At 72.2% G+C, this 20539-nt stretch carries 18 protein-coding genes; 9 read left to right on the forward strand and 9 right to left on the reverse strand.

What is annotated here, in order from left to right; all coding sequences use genetic code 11:
- From DWB77_RS06260 to DWB77_RS06270, 3 genes are read left to right on the forward strand one after another with little or no spacing between them, the layout of a single operon-like run.
- Complete coding sequence (locus DWB77_RS06260) at positions 1-909, forward strand: NAD-dependent epimerase/dehydratase family protein (RefSeq protein ID WP_120720291.1); 909 nt, start codon at positions 1-3, stop codon at positions 907-909.
- Complete coding sequence (locus DWB77_RS06265) at positions 906-1568, forward strand: spherulation-specific family 4 protein (RefSeq protein ID WP_120727437.1); 663 nt, start codon at positions 906-908, stop codon at positions 1566-1568. Before DWB77_RS06260 ends, DWB77_RS06265 begins: the two co-directional genes overlap by 4 nt.
- Positions 1565-2500 carry an endo alpha-1,4 polygalactosaminidase gene (locus DWB77_RS06270; RefSeq protein ID WP_120720292.1) on the forward strand — a complete coding sequence of 312 codons (936 nt, stop codon included), beginning with the start codon at positions 1565-1567 and terminating at the stop codon, positions 2498-2500. Before DWB77_RS06265 ends, DWB77_RS06270 begins: the two co-directional genes overlap by 4 nt.
- A gap of 12 nt (positions 2501-2512) precedes the next feature.
- Here the strand turns inward: DWB77_RS06270 and DWB77_RS06275 are convergent, their stop codons facing one another.
- From DWB77_RS06275 to DWB77_RS06295, 5 genes are all read right to left on the reverse strand, one after another.
- Complete coding sequence (locus DWB77_RS06275; protein ID WP_120720293.1) at positions 2513-3436, reverse strand: AEC family transporter; 924 nt, start codon at positions 3434-3436, stop codon at positions 2513-2515.
- Positions 3437-3488: 52 nt separating this feature from the next.
- Entirely contained in the window at positions 3489-4925 is a 1437-nt protein-coding gene (locus tag DWB77_RS06280) for an aldehyde dehydrogenase family protein (protein WP_120720294.1), read from the reverse strand.
- A gap of 219 nt (positions 4926-5144) precedes the next feature.
- Positions 5145-6329, reverse strand: coding sequence for a thiolase family protein (locus DWB77_RS06285; RefSeq protein WP_120720295.1), 1185 nt, complete (start codon positions 6327-6329; stop codon positions 5145-5147).
- 142 nt (positions 6330-6471) lie between these two features.
- Positions 6472-6771: a hypothetical protein gene (locus tag DWB77_RS06290; protein ID WP_120720296.1), complete on the reverse strand. Its 300-nt coding sequence runs from the start codon at positions 6769-6771 to the stop codon at positions 6472-6474.
- Positions 6772-6825: 54 nt separating this feature from the next.
- Positions 6826-7848, reverse strand: a complete 1023-nt coding sequence (locus tag DWB77_RS06295; RefSeq protein WP_120727439.1) for a LacI family DNA-binding transcriptional regulator — start codon at positions 7846-7848, stop codon at positions 6826-6828.
- 235 nt (positions 7849-8083) lie between these two features.
- Here DWB77_RS06295 and DWB77_RS06300 point away from each other — a divergent pair, with 235 nt between their 5' ends.
- Together DWB77_RS06300 and DWB77_RS06305 are read left to right on the forward strand one after the other, a co-directional pair.
- Positions 8084-9331 carry an MFS transporter gene (locus DWB77_RS06300; protein WP_246033432.1) on the forward strand — a complete coding sequence of 416 codons (1248 nt, stop codon included), beginning with the start codon at positions 8084-8086 and terminating at the stop codon, positions 9329-9331.
- 159 nt (positions 9332-9490) lie between these two features.
- On the forward strand, positions 9491-10186 hold the full coding sequence (locus tag DWB77_RS06305) for an alpha/beta fold hydrolase (RefSeq protein WP_120720297.1): 696 nt from the start codon (positions 9491-9493) through the stop codon (positions 10184-10186).
- 46 nt (positions 10187-10232) lie between these two features.
- Here the strand turns inward: DWB77_RS06305 and DWB77_RS06310 are convergent, their stop codons facing one another.
- From DWB77_RS06310 to DWB77_RS06320, 3 genes are all read right to left on the reverse strand, one after another.
- On the reverse strand, positions 10233-10883 hold the full coding sequence (locus DWB77_RS06310) for an isochorismatase family protein (protein WP_120720298.1): 651 nt from the start codon (positions 10881-10883) through the stop codon (positions 10233-10235).
- Between the two features lie 328 nt (positions 10884-11211).
- Entirely contained in the window at positions 11212-12204 is a 993-nt protein-coding gene (locus DWB77_RS06315; protein WP_120720299.1) for a GlxA family transcriptional regulator, read from the reverse strand.
- A 250-nt stretch (positions 12205-12454) separates the two neighbouring features.
- Positions 12455-13903, reverse strand: a complete 1449-nt coding sequence (locus DWB77_RS06320; RefSeq protein WP_120720300.1) for an APC family permease — start codon at positions 13901-13903, stop codon at positions 12455-12457.
- 158 nt (positions 13904-14061) lie between these two features.
- Here DWB77_RS06320 and DWB77_RS06325 point away from each other — a divergent pair, with 158 nt between their 5' ends.
- The 3 genes from DWB77_RS06325 (at position 14062) to DWB77_RS06335 (ending at position 18738) form a co-directional block, all read left to right on the forward strand.
- Entirely contained in the window at positions 14062-15237 is a 1176-nt protein-coding gene (locus DWB77_RS06325) for an ROK family transcriptional regulator (RefSeq protein WP_120720301.1), read from the forward strand.
- Positions 15238-15390: 153 nt separating this feature from the next.
- The gene (locus DWB77_RS06330) at positions 15391-18108 is read left to right on the forward strand and encodes a glycoside hydrolase family 2 protein (RefSeq protein ID WP_120727443.1); all 2718 of its coding nucleotides are present in this window, start codon (positions 15391-15393) and stop codon (positions 18106-18108) included.
- Positions 18109-18261: 153 nt separating this feature from the next.
- Entirely contained in the window at positions 18262-18738 is a 477-nt protein-coding gene (locus DWB77_RS06335; protein ID WP_120720302.1) for an SRPBCC family protein, read from the forward strand.
- A gap of 42 nt (positions 18739-18780) precedes the next feature.
- On the opposite strand, the gene DWB77_RS06340 is transcribed toward DWB77_RS06335, so the two are convergent.
- Entirely contained in the window at positions 18781-19827 is a 1047-nt protein-coding gene (locus DWB77_RS06340) for a glycosyl hydrolase family 18 protein (protein WP_120720303.1), read from the reverse strand.
- A 71-nt stretch (positions 19828-19898) separates the two neighbouring features.
- Here DWB77_RS06340 and DWB77_RS06345 point away from each other — a divergent pair, with 71 nt between their 5' ends.
- Positions 19899-20360: a type II toxin-antitoxin system PemK/MazF family toxin gene (locus DWB77_RS06345; RefSeq protein WP_120720304.1), complete on the forward strand. Its 462-nt coding sequence runs from the start codon at positions 19899-19901 to the stop codon at positions 20358-20360.
- The last annotated feature ends 179 nt before the right edge of the window (positions 20361-20539 follow it).

The following is a 20539-nucleotide window of genomic DNA, read 5'->3' on the forward strand; positions in this document are numbered from 1 at the left end:
ATGCGCATTCTCGTCCTGGGACACAGCGGCTACCTGGGCGGCCATGTCGCCCGGGAGCTGCGCGCCCTGCCCGGCGTGCGGTTCTTCGGCGCGGGCCGGGGCCCGACCTCCGACCTCGTCGTGGATCTGTCCACCACCACTCCCGGCCCGCTCGCGGAGCGGCTGTTCGCGTTCGCGCCGGACGCCGTCATCAACTGTGCGGGCGCCGTCGGCCCGCAGGCCGTGGCGCTGGCCGAGGCCAATGTGCGGGGGCCGGCCGTGCTGTGCGCGGCCCTGCGCGAGGCCGCTCCCACCGCCCGTCTCGTCCATTTCGGTTCGGCCGCCGAGTACGGCCCGAGCCGCATCGGTGAGCGCGTCACCGAGGACTCCCCGGCCTGTCCCACCACCCTGTACGGGGCCACGAAACTGGCGGGCACCGTGGCCGTGACGTCGTCGGGCCTTGACGCGGTGGTGCTGCGGATCACCAATCCGGTCGGTCCCGGCGCGCCCGCGGCCGGGCTGCCGGGCCGTCTGGCGCGCCGGCTGCGCGACCTGGGGCCCCGGTCCTCGATACGGCTCGGCGACCTCTCGGCGCACCGCGACTTCGTGGACGCCCGCGATGTCGCCCATGCCGCGGTCCTGGCGGCGACCAGCGGCGGACCCCTGCCCAGCGTCCTCAACATTTCCCGTGGACAGGCCGTCCCCGTAAGGGAGTTGGCGCACGCGCTGGCGCGCGCCGCGGGATTCGGGGGCCGCATCGAGGAGAACGCCGAGGGCTCGGCGCGCTCGGCGGACGTGCCCTGGCAGTGTTCCGACCCGGCCGCGGCGCACACCACCCTGGACTGGACGCCCCAGCACGGCCTCGACGACTCGGTGGCCGCGCTGTGGGCGGCCGTGCGCGCCGAGCCGGACCGGGAACCGGTGCACTGATGCTGCTGGTTCCGCTCTATGTCCACCCCGCCGAGGACCCGGTCGCCTGGCGGCGGCTGACCGAGGTGGCCGACGACCTCTACGGGGTGGTGCTCAACGTGGCCGACGGTCCGGGCGCCGCCCCAGACCAGGCCTTCCTGGAGCCGGCCCGGGCGCTGCGCTCGGCCGGCGTGCGGGTGCTCGGCTATGTCGACCTGGACTACGGCGCGCGTCCGGCGGCCGCCGTGGTGCGGGACATCGAGTGCCATCGCGACTGGTACGGCGCCGACGGGTTCTTCCTGGACCGGGCGCCCGCCGACCGGACGGGGCTGCCGTTCGTGCGGCAGGTCTCGCGGACCGCCCGGCGCGGGGGCGCGACGACCCTGGTCCTGAACCCGGGGGTGCATCCCGCGCCCGGATATCTGCGTCTGGCCGACCTGGTCGTCACCTTCGAGGGACACTGGACGACCTATGTGTCCGCCTTCACCCGGCCGGCCTGGGCCGACCGTCAACCACCGGAGCGCCTGTGCCACTTGGTGTACGGCGTACCCGAGGCGCTCCTCGCACTCGCGCTGCGGACGCCCGGGGAGCGTGGTGCGGGCGTGTGCTGTGTGGTCGAGCGCGAGCTGCCCAATCCGTGGGCGGCGCTGCCGCCCGCGCTTCCAGGAAAGACACCATGAACCGCACCCCGCCCCGCCGGCCGAAGGCCCTGCTGTGCACCGCCGTCACCGTGCTCCTGCTCGCCACCGCATGCTCGTCGACCTCCTCGGACGACGACGCGGACGGCTCGGACCAACCCCGCCCGACGGCTACCGCGCCCACCCTCTCCCCCGCTCCCACCCGGGGCCGCACGGCCGCTCCTCCGTCCGCCTCCTCGTCCCCGACGCCCGCGCCGAGCGGTTCGGCCCGGGCGGGGATCTGGCAGCCCAAACCCGGCACCGCCTGGCAGTGGCAGCTCAACGGGCGGGTGCAGGACGGCCCCGACGTGCCGGTGTACGACATCGACGGCTTCGAGAACACCGCGGCCGACGTCGCCAAACTGCACGCCCGCGGACGCAAGGCGATCTGCTACGTCAACGCGGGCGCCTGGGAGAACTTCCGGCCCGACAAGGAGGCCTTCCCCAGCGCGGTGCGCGGCGAGAACAACGGCTGGGAGGGCGAGCGCTGGCTCGACATCCGGCGGATCGACGTGCTGCGGCCCCTGATGGAGCGCCGGTTCGACATGTGCCGGGAGAAGGGTTTCGACGGGGTGGAGCCGGATCTGATGGACGGCTACCTCAACAAGACGGGCTTCGCGCTCACGGCCGCGGACCAGCTGGCGTACAACCGCATGCTCTCCTCGATCGCCCATGCGCGGGGTCTCGCGGTGGGGCTCAAGAACGATCTCCAGCAGATCCCCGATCTGGTGCCCGCCTTCGACTTCGCGGTCAACGAGCAGTGCGCGCAGTACGACGAGTGCGCCTTGCTCTCCCCGTTCGTGAAGGCGGACAAGGCGGTGTTCCACGTCGAGTACGAGCTGCCCGCGCAGGACTTCTGCGCCGAGTCCGGCCGGCTCGGGCTGTCCTCGATGCGCAAGAACCTGAAGCTGGACGCCTGGCGCCAGCCCTGCTGAGTGGCGCGCGGATCAGCCGAGGAGCATCGCGATCAGAGACAGGGACAGCATCGACAGGAGGGTCGAGAGCAGGACGGCGTCCCGGGGCAGCGCGGTGTCGAGCCGGTATTCGGAGGCGAAGATGAACGCGTTCTGCGCGGTGGGCAGCGCCGCGCAGAGCACCACCGCGAACAGTTCGTGGCGGCCGAGCCCGAAGGCCCACCTCCCCACCACATAGGCGAGCAGCGGCTGTACGGCCGTTTTCAGGGTGACCAGCACGGCCCGCTCGGCCCGCTCGCCGGGGTCGGCGGCGGTGCGTGCGGTGAGCGACATGCCGAGGGCGAACAGGGCTGCGGGGACGGCGCCGCCGCCCAGGATGGTCAGCGGCGTGGTCACCTCGGCGGGCAGCCGGAGGCCGAGTGCGGCGACGGCCACCCCGGCGGCCGAGGCGCCGACCACCGGGTTGCGCAGGGGGAGTTGCGCCATCCGGAGCAGGCGCCGGCCCGCGTCGCGGCGTACGTCGAGTTCGATGAGGACCAGGATCAGCGGCGTGATGAACAGCATCTGGAACAGGGCCGCGGCCACGATGAACGAGGTGTCGTGCAGGACGTGCAGGGCGACGGGGATGCCCAGGTTGGCGGAGTTCACATAGGACGCGGCCATGGCGCCTATCGCCTGCTCGGCCCTCTTGCGCCGAAACAGTCGCCTGCTCGCCCAGAGCCCCGCGGCGAACACGGCGAGCAGGCTGAGGGCGAAGACCGCGACGCCGGGCTGTGCGAGTGCTCCGGGCCGCGATTTCGCCATGGTCAGGAAGAGCAGCGCGGGCATCGCGAAGGTGAACGCGAAGCGCCCGAGGACCTGTTGGGCCTGGTCGCCGAGCAGGTTGAACCGTCCCGCGACCCAGCCGAACGCGGTGATGATCCAGATGGGAAGGAAGCCGGAGAGAACCGAATGCACCGGCCAAGGATGCCCGAGGGGTGTCCGCCCCCTGACGTCAGGGTGCGCGTGGTCAGAACGGATGGTCGGCCGGTTCGCGGCGCACCGTGGTCCAGCGCAGTTCGGTGAAGGCGTCCAGGTTCGCCGAACCACCGAACCGCGCCCCCGTCCCGGACGCGGCGATCCCGCCGAACGGCGCGACCGCCTCGTCGTTGACCGTCTGGTCGTTGATGTGGGCGATCCCGGTCGGGATGCGGTCCGCGAGTTCCAGGCCGAGCGCGGTGTCCTGGGTGACGATGCCGAGCGACAGGCCGTAGGGTCCCGCGGCGGCCAGGGCCGCGGCCTCGTCCAGGGTGGTGAACGAACGGACCGGCGCGACCGGCCCGAAGACCTCTTCGGTGTAGGCGGGGGTGTGGTCGTCGACGTCGGCGAGGACGGTGGGCCGGTGGAAGAGGTCGTGGTGGGTGCCGCCCGCGGCGAGCCGGGCGCCCCGCGCGGTGCTGGCCTCCACCAGGTGCTGGATCTTGGCGAGTTGGGCGTCGTCGATGACGGGACCGAGGTGGACCCGTTCGCGGTAGGGGTCGCCGACGCTCAGCGCGTCGGCCTTGGCGGCGAGCCGCTCGACGTACTCCTCGTACAGCGAGGCGTGGACGAGGTGGCGCCCGGTGGTCATGCATATCTGGCCCTGGTGGAAGAAGGAGCCCCAGGTGGCTTGGGCGACGGCGCCCTCGATGTCCGCGTCGGCGAGTACGACGAGTGCCGAGTTGCCGCCCAACTCCAGGTGCGCGCGCTTGAGTTGACGGCCGGCCGCCTCGCCGACCAGGCGGCCCGCCGCGGTCGAGCCGGTGAAGGAGATGACGGGGATCCGGTGGTCCGCGATCAGCGCCTGGCCGGTCTCGGCGCCGCCGGGCAGGACGTGCAGCAACCCTTCGGGCAGGCCGGCCTCCGCGAACACGGCCTCCAGCGCGAGTCCGCCGCAGACGACGGTGCGCGGGTCGGGCTTGAGCAGGACCGCGTTGCCGAGCGCGAGCGCGGGGGCCACCGAGCGGATGGAGAGGATGAGCGGGGCGTTGAACGGGGCGATGACCGCGGTCACGCCGACCGGGACCCGGCGGGTGTAGGAGAGCCGGGGCTGTTCGCTCGGCAGCACCTCGCCGAGCGGCCGGGAGGCGAGGGCGGCCGCCTCGTAGCACTCCTGGGCGGCGACGTGCAGCTCGAAGTCGGCCTTGCCCGGCACCGATCCGGACTCGCGTATGAGCCACTCCCGCAGCTCGTCGGCGTGGTGGCCGAAGAGGTCGCCGGCCCGGCGCAGGACCGCCGCGCGTTCGACGTGCGGGGTGCGCGCCCAGGCGGTCCCTGCCGCGACGGCGGAGGCCGCCGCCGCGTCGACGTCGGCGCCCGCGGCCAGGGTCACGGCGCCGAGCGACTCCCCGGTGGCCGGCTCGACGACCTCGTACTCACCCCCGGCGAGCGGTGTGGGCTGCCATGTCTTGGGATCGAGCAGGGGCATCAGAACTCTCCTGTCACTGTCGCGTCCGAGGGTAACTCCCGCGCGGGACACGGCGGTTGACGGCATCCGCCGACCACGGGGCGCCCGAGCGCGGCGCCATCGTAAGAGGCTTCACCGCGCGATGGAGCGCCGGGGGGCGCCACCCCGGGGCCGCCACCCTGGGGCCGCCACCTCGGGGCCGCCACCTCGGGGGGGCGCCGACTCCGTATCGCCCGGCGGTCAGCGTTCCAGTACGAGCGCCAGGCCCTGGCCCACTCCGATGCAGAGGGCGGCGAGGCCGGTGCCGGATCCTGCCGCGGCGAGCTGATGGGCGACGGCTCCGGCGAGCCGGGCGCCGGAGGCGCCGAGCGGATGGCCGATGGCGATGGCGCCGCCGCGCGGGTTGACCACGGCGGGGTCGAGCTCGGGCCAGCTCGCGAGGCAGCCGAGCGATTGGGCGGCGAAGGCCTCGTTCAGCTCGAAGGTGGTGAGGTCGACGAAGTCCCGGCCCGCCCTGGCGAGCGCCTTGCGGACCGCCTCGACGGGGCCGAGCCCGAAGAGGTGGGGCTCGATGCCGGTCACGGCGGAGCTCCGGATGCGGGCGAGGGGCTCGCGGCCGGTGGCCCGCAGCCCTTCCTCGTCGACGAGCAGCAGAGCGGCCGCGCCGTCGTTGAGCGGGGAGGCGTTGCCCGCGGTCACCGAACCGTCCGCCCGGAAGACCGGCTTGAGGCGGCCGAGCGCCTCCAGCGTGGAGGATTCCCGGATGCACTCGTCACGGGCCAGGTCGACGCCGCCGTAGGGGACGACCTCGCCGTCGTACAGGCCCTTGGCCCAGGCCTCGGCGGCCTTGCGGTGGCTGTCGAGGGCGAAGGCGTCCTGCTGTTCGCGGGTGATGCCGTGGCGCTCCGCGATGAGTTCGGCGCCCTCGCCGAGCGCGACCGTCCACTGCGCGGGCATCTTCGGGTTGGTCATGCGCCAGCCGAGGGTGGTGGAGTACATCTGCTGATGCCCGGCGGGGAAGGCGCGTTCGGGCTTCTGGACGACCCAGGGTGCGCGGGACATCGACTCGACGCCCCCCGCGACGGCTATCGAGGCGTCCCCGACGGCGATGGCGCGGGCCGCCTGGATCACGGCTTCCAGGCCGGAGCCGCAGAGGCGATTGACGGTGACCCCGGGCACCGAGACGGGAAGCCCGGCGAGCAGCACGGCCATCCGGGCCACGTCACGGTTGTCCTCGCCCGCGCCGTTGGCGTCCCCGAAGTACACGTCGTCGATGCGCGCCGGGTCGAGCTCCGGGGTGCGGTCCACCAGCGACCTGACGACGTGCGCGGCGAGGTCGTCGGGCCGCACCCCGGCGAGGGCGCCCCCGAACTTGCCGACGGGGGTGCGGACGGCGTCGACGATGTACACGTCGCGGATGCTCATCGGGTCTCTCCCACAAATCTCTCCACCGCTTCGGGGCCACCACGGCGGCCGGTTCGCCCAGTGAAGTGATGTTCATGAACGGCTGCCGCCCGAGTCTCTGCCCGTCGCCGTCGGCTGTCAACGGGCCTCGGCCGGAGCGCGATCACACCCCCGGACGGGTCGCCACCTCCCTGACCACCGCGGTCAGGCCGATGTCGAGTTCGGATCCGTCGACCAGGAGCGCCTCGACCGCGCGCCCGGCGGAGTCGATCTCGGCCTCGATGCCGTGTCCGGCGTAGCGGGGATAGCCCGAGACGCCCATTTCGCCGGTCGCCTCGACGACGGCGGACCGTACGGCGCTGTCGGCCACCGAGGCCTCGCCCCGGGACTCGACGTGTTCGGGAACGAGCAGGATCTCGAAGCGCCGGGGGTGCCGGCTCGCGTGCTCTGGTCGGTTGCTCATGCTCCGACGCTAGACACCCCCGGGCCCGAACGCACGCCGTCCCGGTGAGCCCGTTCAGCTCGATTCGCGGGGCAGCGCCCGGGCGCCCATCAGATCGTGGCGCTCGGGGGTGCCGTCCGGGTCCCGTACCACGCGGTCCACCAGCTCGGCCAGGTGGCGGCCGGTCACCATCTCCACGCGGACGGTGCTGAGGCGGGGGCGCAGCAGGCGCCCGAGCAGGAGGTCGTCGGCGCCGATCACGGCGGTCTCGCGGGGGACATCGATGTCAGCGTCCTGGAGGGCGCGCATCAGGAGCATCGCGTACTCGTCGTTGTAGGCGAACACCGCGTCCAGGCCCAACGCGCGCCAGCGACCGGCCAGTTCGGCCGCGGACTCCTCCGTGTACGCCATCGCCAGGGGCTCGACGACCGCGTCGCTGCCGTGCACGGCCTTGCGGGCACCGGCGAGGCGGGGGCGGGAGAAGAGGTCGAGGCCCGGCTCGGCGGGCATCAGCACACCGATGCGCCGACGGCCCCGTTCCCTCAGGTGTCCGACGGCGCTCTCGCCGATCTCGCGCTGGTCCATCACGAGCGCGTGGGCGCCCTCGACGCGCTGGGGGCCCAGCGTTATCACCGCGCGCGCCCCGGAGCGTTTGAGCAACTGGACGCCCTGCTCGGTGAGTTCGATCTCGCCGAGCGAGACCACCGCGACGGGCCGCAGCTCCGCCCAGGCGCGGGCCGCCTCGTCCGCGCCGAGCCCGAGGCTGCCGTACTGGACCACCGTGTAGTCGAGTCGGCGCAGCTCCCACTGGAGTTCGTTGAAGAAGCGGCTGTAGAGGGGGCCGACCGGGATGTGCGCCGTGGGCAGCAGCACGATGCGGGTGTGCCCAGCGCGCAGACTGCGGGCCGCGGCGTGCGGCACATAGCCCAGCTCCTCGGCGGCGGCGCGGACCCGGACCCGGGTCGGCTCGCTGATCCGCACGGCCGAGGTGTTGTTGAGCACGTAGCTGACGGTCGCCCGGGAGACTCCGGCCAGCCGTGCCACATCGGCGCTGGTCGGGACGGGACGGTCGGCAGGCTGCTTGGGTGTCTGGCTCATCGCGATCGGCATCTTTCCAGACCCGTCCCGGCCCGGGTCTAGCGGATGGCTCGAATTCGATGCTACACAGTGCTTACACGAGTAACCAGACACGTGTCACCAGGGTCGCCCCTGCGACGACCGTCGACATCGCCCCAGGTCACAAGGGGCCCGAAGCCGCGTTCCGACCGGTCGGGCCCCGCGCCGCACCCGCTCGTGCCCCTCGTCCGCCTCTTCCCACTCCTCGGAGGGCAGCGTGGCCCTTTCCTCCCCCGGCACCGGGCTTCCCCTGACCGTCGCCACCCCGTCGCCCCCGCTCACACGCGGGCTCCTCCCGCTGCTGCTGCTCGGCAACACCGCGATGTACGCCCTCTACATCGGGGTGCCCGGCGTGCTGCTCGCGCTTCAGATCGAGCACATCGACGCGGCGCACAAGGTCGCCGACTTCGGCCTCGTCTCCGGCGTCTCGGCGATCTTCGCGACCGTGTTCAACCCGGTGGCGGGCGCACTCTCCGACCGCTCGGGGCGCCGCAACCCCTGGATACTCGGCGGCGGTCTGCTGGCGCTGCCCGCGATGTTCCTGCTGGGCACGGTCCACACGATCCTGCTCATCACCGTCGTGTGGTGCCTGGGCCAAGCCGTCCTCAACGTCTACCAGGCGGCCCTCACCTCGGTCGTCCCCGACCGGGTGCCCCTGGCCGCGCGCGGCAGGGCCTCGGCCGCCGTCGGGCTGGGGCTGCCGTTCGGGTCCACGGTCGGCGCGCTGCTCGGAGCCGCCTTCTCGGACCGGTACCGCACCGGCTATCTGGTCTTCGGCGCGCTCGTCGCGGCCGCCGCGGTGATCTTCACCGCGGCCACCCGCGAGGAGCGGCGGCCGCCCAGGGCGCCGCTGCCCCTCGCCCGACAGCTCGCCGCGTTCACCGGCGCGCTGCGCGACCACGACTTCCGCTGGGCGTTCATCGGCCGGGCGCTGCTCGTGCTCGGCTACTTCGCGGTGGCCGGATATCAGCTCTACATCCTCCAGGACCACACCCGGCTGCCCGCAGGTCTGGCACCCGAGCACGCGGTGGCGATCCTGATGCCGGTCAACGCCCTCGCCATGGTCGTCTCGACCGTCCTCGGCGGCTGGCTCTCCGACCGCCACGACCGCCGCAAGCTCTTCGTCGGGGCGTCGGCCGCCCTGTCGGCGGCGGCCCTGGTCATTCCGGCCGTCTCGGCGAGCTGGTCGGCCATGATCGTGTTCTCGGTCGTCAACGGCCTCGGCTTCGGCTGCTACATGGCGGTCGACACCGCGCTCGTCACCCTGGTCCTGCCGCAGGCTGAGGACGCCGCCCGTGACATGGGCGTCCTGAACATCGCCAACGCGGGGCCCCAGATCGTCGCCCCGTTCGCGGCGTCGCTGATCGTCTCGGTCAGCGGCGGCTACACCGCGCTCTTCCTGGCCGGAGCGGCGCTCTCGGTCCTGGGCGCGCTCGCGGTGCGCCCGATCAGGTCCGTGCGCTGACAGACGTACGGGCCCGGGCCGGCGCCCACCTGACGCAAGCGCCGGCACCGGGGTCCGTAGCCGTACGGTTCCGGGGCGGGCCCGCACCTGACCGCGCCGCCCGCCCCGGCCCCGTACACCCGCACCCCAACAGCACCACCCGTACCGAAAGGCAACACCGTGCAACTCCACACCCACACCTGGGGAGACGGCGACCGTGTCGCGCTCCTGGTCCACGGGATCATGGCCGACCACCGCACATGGCGGAAGGTGGGCCCGGCGCTCGCAGAGCGGGGCTACCGCGTGCTCGCGGTGGACCTGCGCGGCCACGGCGCGAGCGGACGCGGGGCATACAGCACCGAGCTCTTCGTCGACGACCTGGTCGAAACCCTGCCGACCGGGGCCGAGTTGGCGATCGGCCACTCCCTCGGCGGGCTCGCCCTGTCCCTCGCCGTCGAGCGGCTACGCCCGGCCCGCGCGATCTACTCGGACCCGGCCTGGAACGTCAACCCCCAGCAGGAGGTGGTCGGTCCGGAAGTCTTCGCCCAACTCAAGTCGGCCAGCCGGGAGATGGTCGCGGGACTCAATCCGCGCTGGGAGGCCGAGGACGTCGACATCGAGCTGGCGACGCTGAAGCTCTGGGACGAGAACACCGCCCTCGGCCTCGCTCCGACGTTCGGCGCCGACCTGGTCCCGGCAAAGGCCGTGGTCCCCTCACTGGTCCAGTTCGCCGACGCGAGCTTCCTGTACGACGCCGCGGAGGTCGCCCGCCTGGAGGCGCGCGGCTTCGAGGTCCGCACCGTCAAGGGCGCGGGGCACACCATCCACCGCGACGACTTCGCGGGGTTCATGGCCTCACTTGACGGCTGGATATGAGAGCGCCGGGCGGCACGGCACCCGCCGCGCCGCCCGGCCGTTCGGCTCAGGCCGGCAGCGCGTCGACCGTGGGCACGACGACCCCGAACAGATCGGTGATCGCGGTGAGCGCGGCGGCCTGGAGGGCGGCCGCGGGCAGGACCGTGCCGTCGGGGGCGGTCAGCGCCCGGGTCGCGGTGGTCTCGGCGACGACGGTGGGGCGGTAGCCGAGGTTGAAGGCGCCCTGCGCCGTGTAGTTGACGCACATGTGGGTCATGAAGCCGGCGATGACCAGGTCCTTGCCGTTGCCCGGCGCCGCGCCGAGTTCGGTGAGGGTCTTCTCCAGATCCGTGAGGTGGAAGGAGTTGGGGAACGCCTTGACCACGACCGGCTCCCCCTGCCTCGGGGCGACCTCGTCGCTGAGGGCGCCGATGTGGGCGCGGATGTCGTACGGGCCGCCCTCTCCCCCGTCGTTGACGATGTGCACGACCGGTATGCCCGCCTCGCGGGCCCGTGCCAGCAGGCGCGCCCCGGCGGCGAGGGCCTCCTCGGCGCCTTCCAGGGCCATCACGCCGGTGCGGTAGGTGTTCTGGTAGTCGACCAGGATCAGCACGGAGTCGCTGAGCTTGGGTGGCGTGTTGTCCAGGCCGACCACATCGCGCAGGGTCGTCGAGGGGGTGGGGGTGGAGGTGGTGGTGGAGGTGCCGCTGGTGCTCATCGGGGGCCTTTCACAAGGGAGTTGGAGGGCATGACGTTCATCGGGAGTGAGGTCGTGGGGCAGGGCGGAGCGAATCCGAGGGGCTCGCGTTCGGGGGGCGGGGCAGGGCGGAGCCTCGGGGCTCGCGTTCGGGGGCGGGGCAGGGCGAAGCCGAGGGGCCCGCGTTCGAGGGGGAAGGGGTCAGGCGGGCTCGGCGCGAAAGCGGCGGCGGTAGGGGTCAGGCGGGCTCGGCGCGGAAGCGGCGGCGGTAGGGGTCAGGCGGGCTCGGCGCGAAAGCGGCGGCGGTAGGGGTCAGGCGGGCTCGGCGCGAAAGCGGCGGCGGTAGGGGTCAGGCGGGCTCGGCGCGAAAGCGGCGGCGGTAGGCCGCCGGGGTGGTGGCGAGCTGCCGTTTGAGGGCGCGGTGCAGGGTTTCGACCGAGCCGAGCCCCGCCTCCCGCGCGACCTCGTCGAGCGGGCCGTCGGTGGTCTCCAGAAGACGCCGCGCCACCTCCACCCGGGCGGCCTCGACATACGCCGCGGGGCTCGCGCCGGTCTCCTTCGTGAAGACCCGGGCGAAGTGCCGCTCGCTCAGGCACATGCGGGCCGCCAGGGCCGCCGCCGACAGGTCCGCGTCCAGGTGGTCGGCGATCCACAGGCGCAGCTCGTCGATGTCGCGCCGGGAGGACGCGGGCCGGCTGAGCGGCACCGAGAACTGGCTCTGGCCGCCCTGACGCCGTAGATACATCACCAACTGCCGGGCCACCGCGAGCGCCACGTCTTCTCCCTGGTCCTCGGCGACGAGCGCGAGGGCGAGGTCCAGACAGGCGCTGATCCCGGCGCCCGTCCACAGCCGGCCCCGGTCGGCGCGTACGAAGATCGGGTCCGGGTCGACGGTGACGGCCGGGTGGTCGGCGGCGAGCTGGGCCGCGGTCGACCAGTGGGTGGTCGCCGTCCTGCCGTCGAGGAGGCCGGCCGCGGCAAGGACATGGGCGCCGACACACACCGACGCCACCCGCCGGGCATGCGGCGTCGTGGCCTTCACCCAGGCCACCACGTCCGGGTCGACACGGGCCACGGGCCCCGCCTCGGTGTGGTCGACCGCACCGGGCACGAGCAGGGTGTCGACCCGGGGCCCGACCTCCTCGAAGGAGAGGTCGGCGAGGAGCCGCACCCCCGCCGAGGTCCGCACCTCGCCCGCGGCGGGCCCGGCGAGGCGGACCTCGTACCCGGCGCCGCCCCGGGTCTCCCGGTTGGCGAGGGCGAAGACCTCGGCGGGTCCGGTGACGTCGAGGAGGTCGACATCGGGGAAGACCGCGATGACGACCCGGTGCGAAGGGGGCATGCCCTCATCCTCATCGCCCGGACCGATGGCCGCAATGACGATTCCCTGTCACATCCGGACACGGCATCCGACGGTCCGGCCGGGTCCGGCGCCTCCTCGTCGATGAATCACGACCCTGGTGAGCTGAGACCCGCGCTCGATGCGGCTGAGCGGGGACGGGCTCCGCTCGCGAGAGCCGCGCTTCACGCCATCAATTTCCTTGCGTACAGGCCCAGTTGGCACAATCCTCCCGCCGCGCCGGAACCACGTTTCAGACAGGGAGCTTCTGCACGGGCGGTTCGTCGAAGTACTCCTCCTCGATCTCGCGCGGCCCGAACGGCCAGACCTTTTCGAAGCGGGCCCACAGGACGAAGGCGACACAGCCCAGCGCCAGCCACGCGAGGGACCATTCGATGGGGTGGCGGCCGGGCGAGTTCTTGTCGGAGTAGCCGTAGATGGTGAGCCAACCGACCAGGGCCACCAGGCTGGGCAGCGGATAGAGCCACATGCGGTACGGGCGGCGGAGGTCGGGCCGGCGCTTGCGCAGCACCGTGACGGCGAGGATCTGGGCGAGTGCCTGCACGATGACCATCACCGTGGTGAGGAGCTGGATCAGGGTGGTCAGATCGGTGCGGCGGCCGATCATGAAGCCGATGGCGGTGATGACGCCCATGGTGGCCAGGCCCAGCATCGGGAAGCGGTGCCGGGGGTGGAGCTTGGCGTAGGGGCGGAAGAACACCTTGTCGCGCGCCGCGTCGTACGGCACCCGCGAACCGCCGAGCAGCCCCGCGAAGACGGAGGCGAAGGCGGTGACCAGGATGAGCACGGTCACCACGTCGGCGGCGCCCTTGCCCCAGGCCTTCTCCAGGACCGCGGAGGCGACCGACGACGAGGCGATGTCGTTCGGGTCCAGCATCCGGTGGTAGTCGATGACGCCGAGGGTGCCGATCTGGAGCAGCAGATAGATCGCCATGATGCCGAAGATGGAGTAGATGATGGAGCGCGGCAGGGTGCGTCCGGGATCCTTGATCTCGGCGCCCATGTACGCGGTGGTGTTGTAGCCGAGGTAGTCGTAGATGCCGATGGTGAGTCCGGCCGCGAAGCCGATCCAGAACTGACTGCTCGTCACCGAGAAGGCGCCGGCCGGGTAGCTGAAGGCGAGGTGCGGGCTGAAGTCGCTGGCCGCGGCGACGATCACCAGGCTCACCGAGGCGATCATCACGACCCACATCACGGTGGTGATCCTGGCGATGTTCTCGATGCCCCGCCACAGCAGCAGGACGACCAGGGCGACGATGCCGAGACCGATCAGGTCGCCCGCCGTCTCGCCGAGGCCGGGTGCCAGATAGCCCAGGTACTGCACGAATCCGACGACGCCGGTGGACATGGCCAGCGGGATGAAGAGCATCGCCGTCCACACGAAGAGGAACGGCATGAGGCGCCCCGTGCGGTACTGGAAGGCCTGCTTCAGATAGACGTAGCTGCCGCCGGAACCCGGGAGCGAGGCGCCGAGTTCGGCCCAGATCAGACCGTCCGCCAGCGCGAGGACCGCGCCGGCGACGAAGCCGAGGACGGCCTGGGGGCCGCCGAAGGCGGCGACCATCAGGGGGATGGTCACGAACGGGCCGATGCCACACATCTGGCTCATGTTGATGGCGGTGGCCTGGAAGAGCCCGATGCGGCGGACGAAGCCGCCGGCGGGCGGAGGGGTTGCGGACACGGGGTCCTCCCTGGGCTGATGTCGGAGAAAGGAAGCTACTGCCGATGCACCGGCACAGGGACTCCCTCGGCGTGCGGCGTGCTTAAGTTAAGGACCTTTACTTTCATCGTCAAGGGGTTGTCGATGAGCCGTCCGGCCCGATGCGTGAGAATGATGCGATGACCAGCAGTGACGAGGGTGGCGACCTGCCCTGGAACCCACAGCGCCAGCGCAGTTCCAACGAGCGTCTGCTGCTCGACCGGTTGCGCGCCGAGGGCCCCGCCTCCCGGGCCCAGCTCGCCCGTGACACCGGCCTGTCCAAGCCCACCGTCTCCAGTGCGCTCGCCTCGCTCGAAGGGGCCGGACTGGTCCACGAGGCCGGCACGATGACGCCCGAACGGGGCCGCGCCGCCGTGCTCTACGCACCGGATCCCACGGCGGGCTACGCCCTCGGCATCGACATCGGCCGGGCCTGGCTGCGGATCGCGCTCGCCGACCTCGACGGCACGGTGGTGGCCCGCTCCGAGGTCCGCAACCACGCGCGCACCTCCGCCACCATGGCCGATCTGGTCGTCACCAGCGCGCACCAACTCGTCGAGGGCTCGGGGGTGGACGCGGACAAGGTCACCCAGGCGGTGGTCGGCACCCCCGGCGTGTACGACGCGGAGAAGCGCCGGGTGCGCTACGCACAGCACCTCCCGGGCTGGGGCAGACCGGGCCTGTTCGACCAGATGCGCGAGCGGCTCGGGATACCCCTGGCCGTGCGCAACGACGCCAACCTGGCCGCGCTGGGCGAGTACACCTTCGGCGTCGGCGCGGGCAGCAGGCTCTTCGTGTACGTGATGATCGGCACCGGCCTCGGCATGGGTGTCGTCAGCGAGGGCCAGCCCTTCACGGGGGCGCACGGCGGCGCCGGCGAGATCGGCTTTCTGCCCTGGCCCGGCGGCCACAAGCCGGACACCCTGGAGGAGGCTGTCTCGGGTGACGCCGTCGTGGCGGCTGCGCGCTCGCTCGGCATGGCGGGTCCGCTCACCGCGAAGGACGTCTTCGACGCGGCGCGGGCCGGAACGGCTGCCGCCGTAGAGGCGGTTCAGCTGGAGGGCGAGCGGATCGCGCACACCGTCGCGGTGGTCGCGGCCGTCCTCGACCCCGATCTGGTGGTGCTCGGCGGCGGCGTCGGCCACAGCGCGGATCTTCTGCTGCGTCCCGTACGGGAGACGCTCCGGGCGCTCACGCCGCTGCGGCCGAAGGTGGCGCCCAGTTCGCTCGGGGAGGACGCGGTGCTGCTCGGAGCGGTGGCGACGGCCCTGGGCACGGCGCGGGACGTGGCCTTCGAGCGCCGCTCGGCGCACTGAGGGCCCCGCCGTGCTTCAGGGGCGCGTGATTGACAGTCCCTCGTGCCCCCTCTAGCTTGCTCAACAGCTTAGTAAGGTTCCTTTACTTGTAGCGATGCGCGGATGTCGTGACCAGCCCTCTGGGAGACCACCGTGTTCCACCGCGAAACCCCCGTGTTCCACCGTCCCGCCTTCCCGCGCCGAAGGACCGCCGCCGGCGCGGTTCTCGCCCTGGTGCTCGCCCTCACCGCCGGGACCCCGCCGGCCACACCCAACGCCGCACCGGGCCGGGCCCGGGTGACATCGGTCGACCCGGCGCCCGGCAGCACGACCGCCCTGGCCGGGTTCGCGATCCGGTCGACGGCCGAGGTCGCCGACTCCCCGGCCGCCGTGTCGAGCCCCGGCTACGCCACGGCCGGCTGGTACCCGGCCGGCGCCCGCTCCACGGTGCTCGCCGCACTGCTCGCGGCCGGCAAGTACGCCGACCCCTTCTACTCGACCAACCAGAAGAAGATCCCGGCCGCCGACTTCGCGGTCCCCTGGTGGTACCGCTCGGACTTCACCCTCGCGGACACCTCCTCGCGCACCTACCTCAGCTTCAGCGGGGTGATCTCCGCCGCCGATGTGTACGTCAACGGCCACCAGGTCGCCGACAAGGGGGCGGTCGCCGGGGCGTACACCCAACACGAGCTGGACGTCACGGAGTTGGCGAAGGCGGGCACGAACACGGTCGCCTTCCGGATCCAGCCCAACGACCCCAGGAAGAACCTGACCATGGGGTGGATCGACTGGCTTCAGCCGCCGCCCGACGAGAACATGGGCATCGTCCGTGACGTGCTGGTCAGACGCGGAGGGCCGGTCGCGCTGCGGGACGCCCATGTGGTGACGGCGCTCTCGGTGCCGTCGCTGTCGTCGGCCGAACTGACCGTGAAGGCCCAGGCCCGCAACGACTCTGCGTCCCCGGTCACCGCGACCGTCTCCGGCACCATCGGCCCGATCGCCTTCAGCCAGAACGTCACCCTGGCGGCGCACCAGACCAAACCGGTCGTGTTCGCACCCGCCCAATACCCCCAACTCCGCCTCGCCGCACCGCGGGTGTGGTGGCCGGCCGGCATGGGCGGACAACCCCTGTACGACCTGTCGCTCACCGCGTCACTGCCGTCCGGCGTCTCCGACACGGCGCGCGAATCGTTCGGCATCCGCGACGTGAAGGCACCGCTGAACGCCGATGGCGCGCGCCAGTACTCCATCAACGGGCGCCCCCTGCTGATCAAGGGCGGCGGCTGGTCCCCCGACGAGTTCCTGCGCTGGGACCGCACCTTCGTGGCGGACCGGCTCCAGTACGCGCTCGACCTCGGGCTCAACACCATCCGCCTGGAGGGCCATGTCGAGCCGGACGAGTTCTTCGACCTGGCCGACCGCCACGGCCTGCTCACGCTGCCCGGCTGGGAGTGCTGCGACAAGTGGGAGGGACAGGTCAACGGTGACGAGGCGGGCGAGAAGTGGACGGCCGCCGACTACCCGGTCGCCAAGGCTTCCATGGCGGCCGAAGCCGCCCGTCTGCGCGACCACCCCAGCGTGATCTCGTTCCTCATCGGCAGCGACTTCGCCCCGGACCGGACCATCGAGAAGACCTATCTGGACGCGCTCGACGCGGCCGACTGGCCGACGCCCGTGGTCGCTGCCGCCTCCGACAACTCCGCCCCGATCACGGGCAGTTCGGGTATGAAGATGACGGGCCCCTACGACTGGGTGCCGCCGAACTACTGGTACAACAAGCAGGAGGGCGGCGCCACCGGCTTCAACTCCGAGACCAGCGCGGGCCCCGACATCCCGACCCTGGACACCCTGCGCCGCATGCTCTCCCCCGCCGAACTCGACACCCTGTGGAAGTCCCCCTCGGCGAAGCAGTACCACCGCTCCCCCTCGACCACCTTCGCGACGCTGAAGCTGTACGACGACGCGCTGGCCGGCCGCTACGGCGCCCCGACCGGCCTCGACGACTACGTACGCAAGGCGCAGCTGGCCCAGTACGAGAACGTACGGGCCCAGTACGAGGCGTACGCCCGCAACGCCAAGGACGCCACGAAGCCGGCCACCGGCGTCGTGTACTGGATGTTCGCCAGCGGATGGACGTCCCTGCACTGGCAGTTGACGGACCGTTATCTGGACCAGGGCGGCGCCTACTTCGGAGCGAAGAAGGCGAACGAGCCGCTGCACATCCAGTACTCCTACGACAACCAGGCGGTGACCGTCGTCAACAACCGGCCCACGGCAGCCGCCGGTCTGACCGCCCACGTCTCCCTCTTCAATCCGGACGGCACCCGCGTCTACGACCGGACGGCGACCGGGGTGGGCGTCGGTGGCGGTGGCGCGAGCACGACGGCTCTGACCCTCCCGGCGGCGGTGAGCGGCCTGTCCACCACCTACCTGGCGAAGCTCGTCCTCACCGACGGCGCGGGCACGGAGGTGAGCCGCAATGTGTACTGGCTCTCCACCAAGCCCGACACCCTCGACTACGACCACACCGACTGGTTCCACACCCCGACCACGTCCTTCGCCGATCTGAAGGGCCTGTCCTCGATGCCGAGGGCGACGGTGTCGGCGTCGGGGACCACCAGGGCGGACGCGGACGGCATGTCGACGACGACGGTGACGGTGAAGAACACCGGCTCGGGCACAGTGCCCGCGCTGCTCACCGACGTCCATCTGGTGGACGCGCAGGGCGCCCCGGTCCTGCCGGTGCGGTGGTCGGACAACCAGGTGAGCCTGTGGCCCGGGGAGTCGACGACCCTGACGGCGACCTTTCGCACGGCCGATCTGCACGGCTCGGCGCCCCGCCTGCGGGTGTCGGGTTGGAACACGGCGACATCGACCGTGCCCGGGAGCTGACGGGGCCGGAGGGGGCCGCCGGGAGGGGTGGGCCGGGTGGCCCACCCCTCGCGCGCCCCTTGCGTTCGACAGGCGCCCCCGAGGGTGCCAATCCTGTAGGGGTGGCCGCTCGGCCGCACGGCCGGGACCCGAAGAGCACGGGAGCAGACCCCCATGGACAGCAGGACGTTCCTCTACACGACCTACATCGCCACCACCCCCGAGCGGTTGTGGCAGGCCCTGACCGAGCCGGCCCTCACCGAGCGGTACTGGGGCGTGAGCTTCGAGAGCGACTGGACCGAGGGTTCGCCCCTCGTCTGGAAGCAGGGCGGAGCCACGATGGCCGACCCCGAACAGGTCGTCCTCTCCAGCGACCCCTACCGCCAACTCGCCTACACCTGGCACTCGTTCACGCAGGCGTGGGCGAAGGGCGTGGGTCTCTCGGAGGACGTGCGCGCCGAGATCGCGGCGGAGCGGCGCTCGGCGGTGACGTTCGACCTGGAGCCCCAGGGCAGCCAGGTCAAGCTGACCGTGACCCATGACTTCGACCCGGCGGGTGCCCTGCACGCCATGTGCAGCCAGGGGTGGCCGCCGATCCTGTCCAGCCTGAAGACGCTCCTGGAGACCGGCGAACCCCTGCCCGCACGCTGAGCCCCGCACGGACCTGAAGGCGCCTTCCAGAACCGGCCGTGCTCAGACCTTCCCGAGGACCGGCCAGAGCTCCGGGTCCTCGAACCCCAGGGCCCAGATGGTGGTGTTGCGGATGCCGTAGCGGCGCAGCACCGGCAGATCCGCGCTGACACCGGCCGCGTCCTGGTACCAGACCTCCCGGACCGCGCCGTCCTCCTCATAGCTGAAGTGGGGCGTCTGCGACGCGGGGTCGAGGCGGTAGGGGGCGCCCTTCGCCACGCGCAGCGCCTCGGCCTCGCGCCAGGTGACATGGCGGGTCGCGCCCCCGGCCACCCAGTCCCAGCCGTAGGCGGGCAGGCCCATCTCCAGCTTGTCGGCGGGGATCAGCGCGGTGGCCCGGCGCAGGATGTCGTCGTACCACTGGGGGCTCGCCAGCGGGCCCGCCTCGCCGCCCTGCCAGTGCAGGTCGTACCCCATGATGCGGACCCGGTCCGCGACCCGGCCAAGGGCCGCGTAGTCCCAGATCCGGCCGGTGGTCGCGGTCTGCGGGGACACCGTGAGCAGGCACCTCTTGCCCAACGCGCGCAGCCGCCCGCACAGTTCACCGGCGAACGAGGCGTAGGCGGCGCGCACCGCCGGGTACTCGGCGTCGCCGGTCGACGCGATCGACTCGTAGTCGATGTCGATCCCGTCGTAGGTCCTGCTGCTCACGACCGCGAGCAGCGTCTCGACATGGGTCGCGCGGCGGCCGGGGTCGGTGAGGATCGCCGCGAGCTCGCCGGCCTTCATCGTCTCCATGACGGTGGGCACCACCTTGATGCCCGCCTGGTGCAGCCCGTCGATGATGCGGTTCTCGCCCGCGCCGGGATGGCCCTCCACCCGGTCCGCCGCCTTCGCCTGGTACCAGAAGGGGCTGACGGTGTGCAGCTGCGCGGAGTGCCGCAACACGTCGGCGTACGCGCCCTCCTGGTCCCAGTACGGGAGCCAGCCCGAGACGGTGCGGGCCGGTCCTTCTTCGGCCCGGGCCGGAGCGTGGAGGAGGGCGGTGAGCAGCGCGGTGGCGGCGCCGAGGGCGGCGAGGCACAGGCGTGTGCGGGAGCGTGGGGCCATGGGCCCGAGCCTGCGGGCCGCTCGGCGCGGCCGCTTCACGGGTTGCGCCGTACAGGCCCTACGGTGTCCGGATGACTGCCTACCTCGATGACCCCACCGACCGTCCCCCGCTGCCGGGCCAGTGCGGTCCGACCGCCACCACCGAGGCCGATCCCCACGAGGTGGGGGCGGTGCGCATGGGCTACGCCCCGGACCGTGACGGCGACCCCGATCCCGGCGAGATCGTCTGGACGTGGGTGCCGTTCGAGGAGAACGACGGGCGCGGCAAGGACCGTCCGGTCCTCGTGGTGGCCCGCGAGGCGGCCGGCACGGTGCTCGCGGTGCAGCTGTCCAGCAAGCGGCACGACCACGACCGCGAATGGGTGGCGATCGGCGTGGGCCCCTGGGACCGGGCGGGCCGCGAGTCCTGGGTGGACCTCGACCGGGTGCTGCGCCTGCACGAACGCGGCATGCGCCGTGAGGCATGCGCCCTGGACCTGCCGCGTTTCACCCTGGTCGCGCAGCGGCTGCGCGAACGGTACGGCTGGCGTTAACCCCGCCTCCCCCCGACTCCGGTCTCCTCCGTTTGGCGGGCCATCCCGCGCAGCCGCGCACTCCCGCGTGCATCGTGGACGTACGCGAAAGACCGCCGCGATCGACGAGGTGTCCGGCGAGGCGGTCTTGTGCGCGACGGCGCCGACGACTTAGGTAGGACGGCATGTGTATCCGGACC

Origin of the sequence: Streptomyces hundungensis, from assembly GCF_003627815.1 — a bacterium.
Classification (GTDB): Bacteria; Actinomycetota; Actinomycetes; order Streptomycetales; family Streptomycetaceae; genus Streptomyces; species Streptomyces hundungensis_A.

Coding starts and splice junctions, on each gene's coding strand:
- DWB77_RS06335 (WP_120720302.1), top strand. CDS start 18,262: ATGGACAGCAGGACGTTCCTCTACACGACCTACATCGCCACCACCCCC.
- DWB77_RS06280 (WP_120720294.1), bottom strand. CDS start 4,925: ATGCCCCTGCTCGATCCCAAGACATGGCAGCCCACACCGCTCGCCGGG.
- DWB77_RS06340 (WP_120720303.1), bottom strand. CDS start 19,827: ATGGCCCCACGCTCCCGCACACGCCTGTGCCTCGCCGCCCTCGGCGCC.
- DWB77_RS06270 (WP_120720292.1), top strand. CDS start 1,565: ATGAACCGCACCCCGCCCCGCCGGCCGAAGGCCCTGCTGTGCACCGCC.
- DWB77_RS06315 (WP_120720299.1), bottom strand. CDS start 12,204: ATGCCCCCTTCGCACCGGGTCGTCATCGCGGTCTTCCCCGATGTCGAC.
- DWB77_RS06345 (WP_120720304.1), top strand. CDS start 19,899: ATGACTGCCTACCTCGATGACCCCACCGACCGTCCCCCGCTGCCGGGC.
- DWB77_RS06325 (WP_120720301.1), top strand. CDS start 14,062: ATGACCAGCAGTGACGAGGGTGGCGACCTGCCCTGGAACCCACAGCGC.
- DWB77_RS06290 (WP_120720296.1), bottom strand. CDS start 6,771: ATGAGCAACCGACCAGAGCACGCGAGCCGGCACCCCCGGCGCTTCGAG.
- DWB77_RS06310 (WP_120720298.1), bottom strand. CDS start 10,883: ATGAGCACCAGCGGCACCTCCACCACCACCTCCACCCCCACCCCCTCG.
- DWB77_RS06295 (WP_120727439.1), bottom strand. CDS start 7,848: ATGAGCCAGACACCCAAGCAGCCTGCCGACCGTCCCGTCCCGACCAGC.
- DWB77_RS06285 (WP_120720295.1), bottom strand. CDS start 6,329: ATGAGCATCCGCGACGTGTACATCGTCGACGCCGTCCGCACCCCCGTC.
- DWB77_RS06260 (WP_120720291.1), top strand. CDS start 1: ATGCGCATTCTCGTCCTGGGACACAGCGGCTACCTGGGCGGCCATGTC.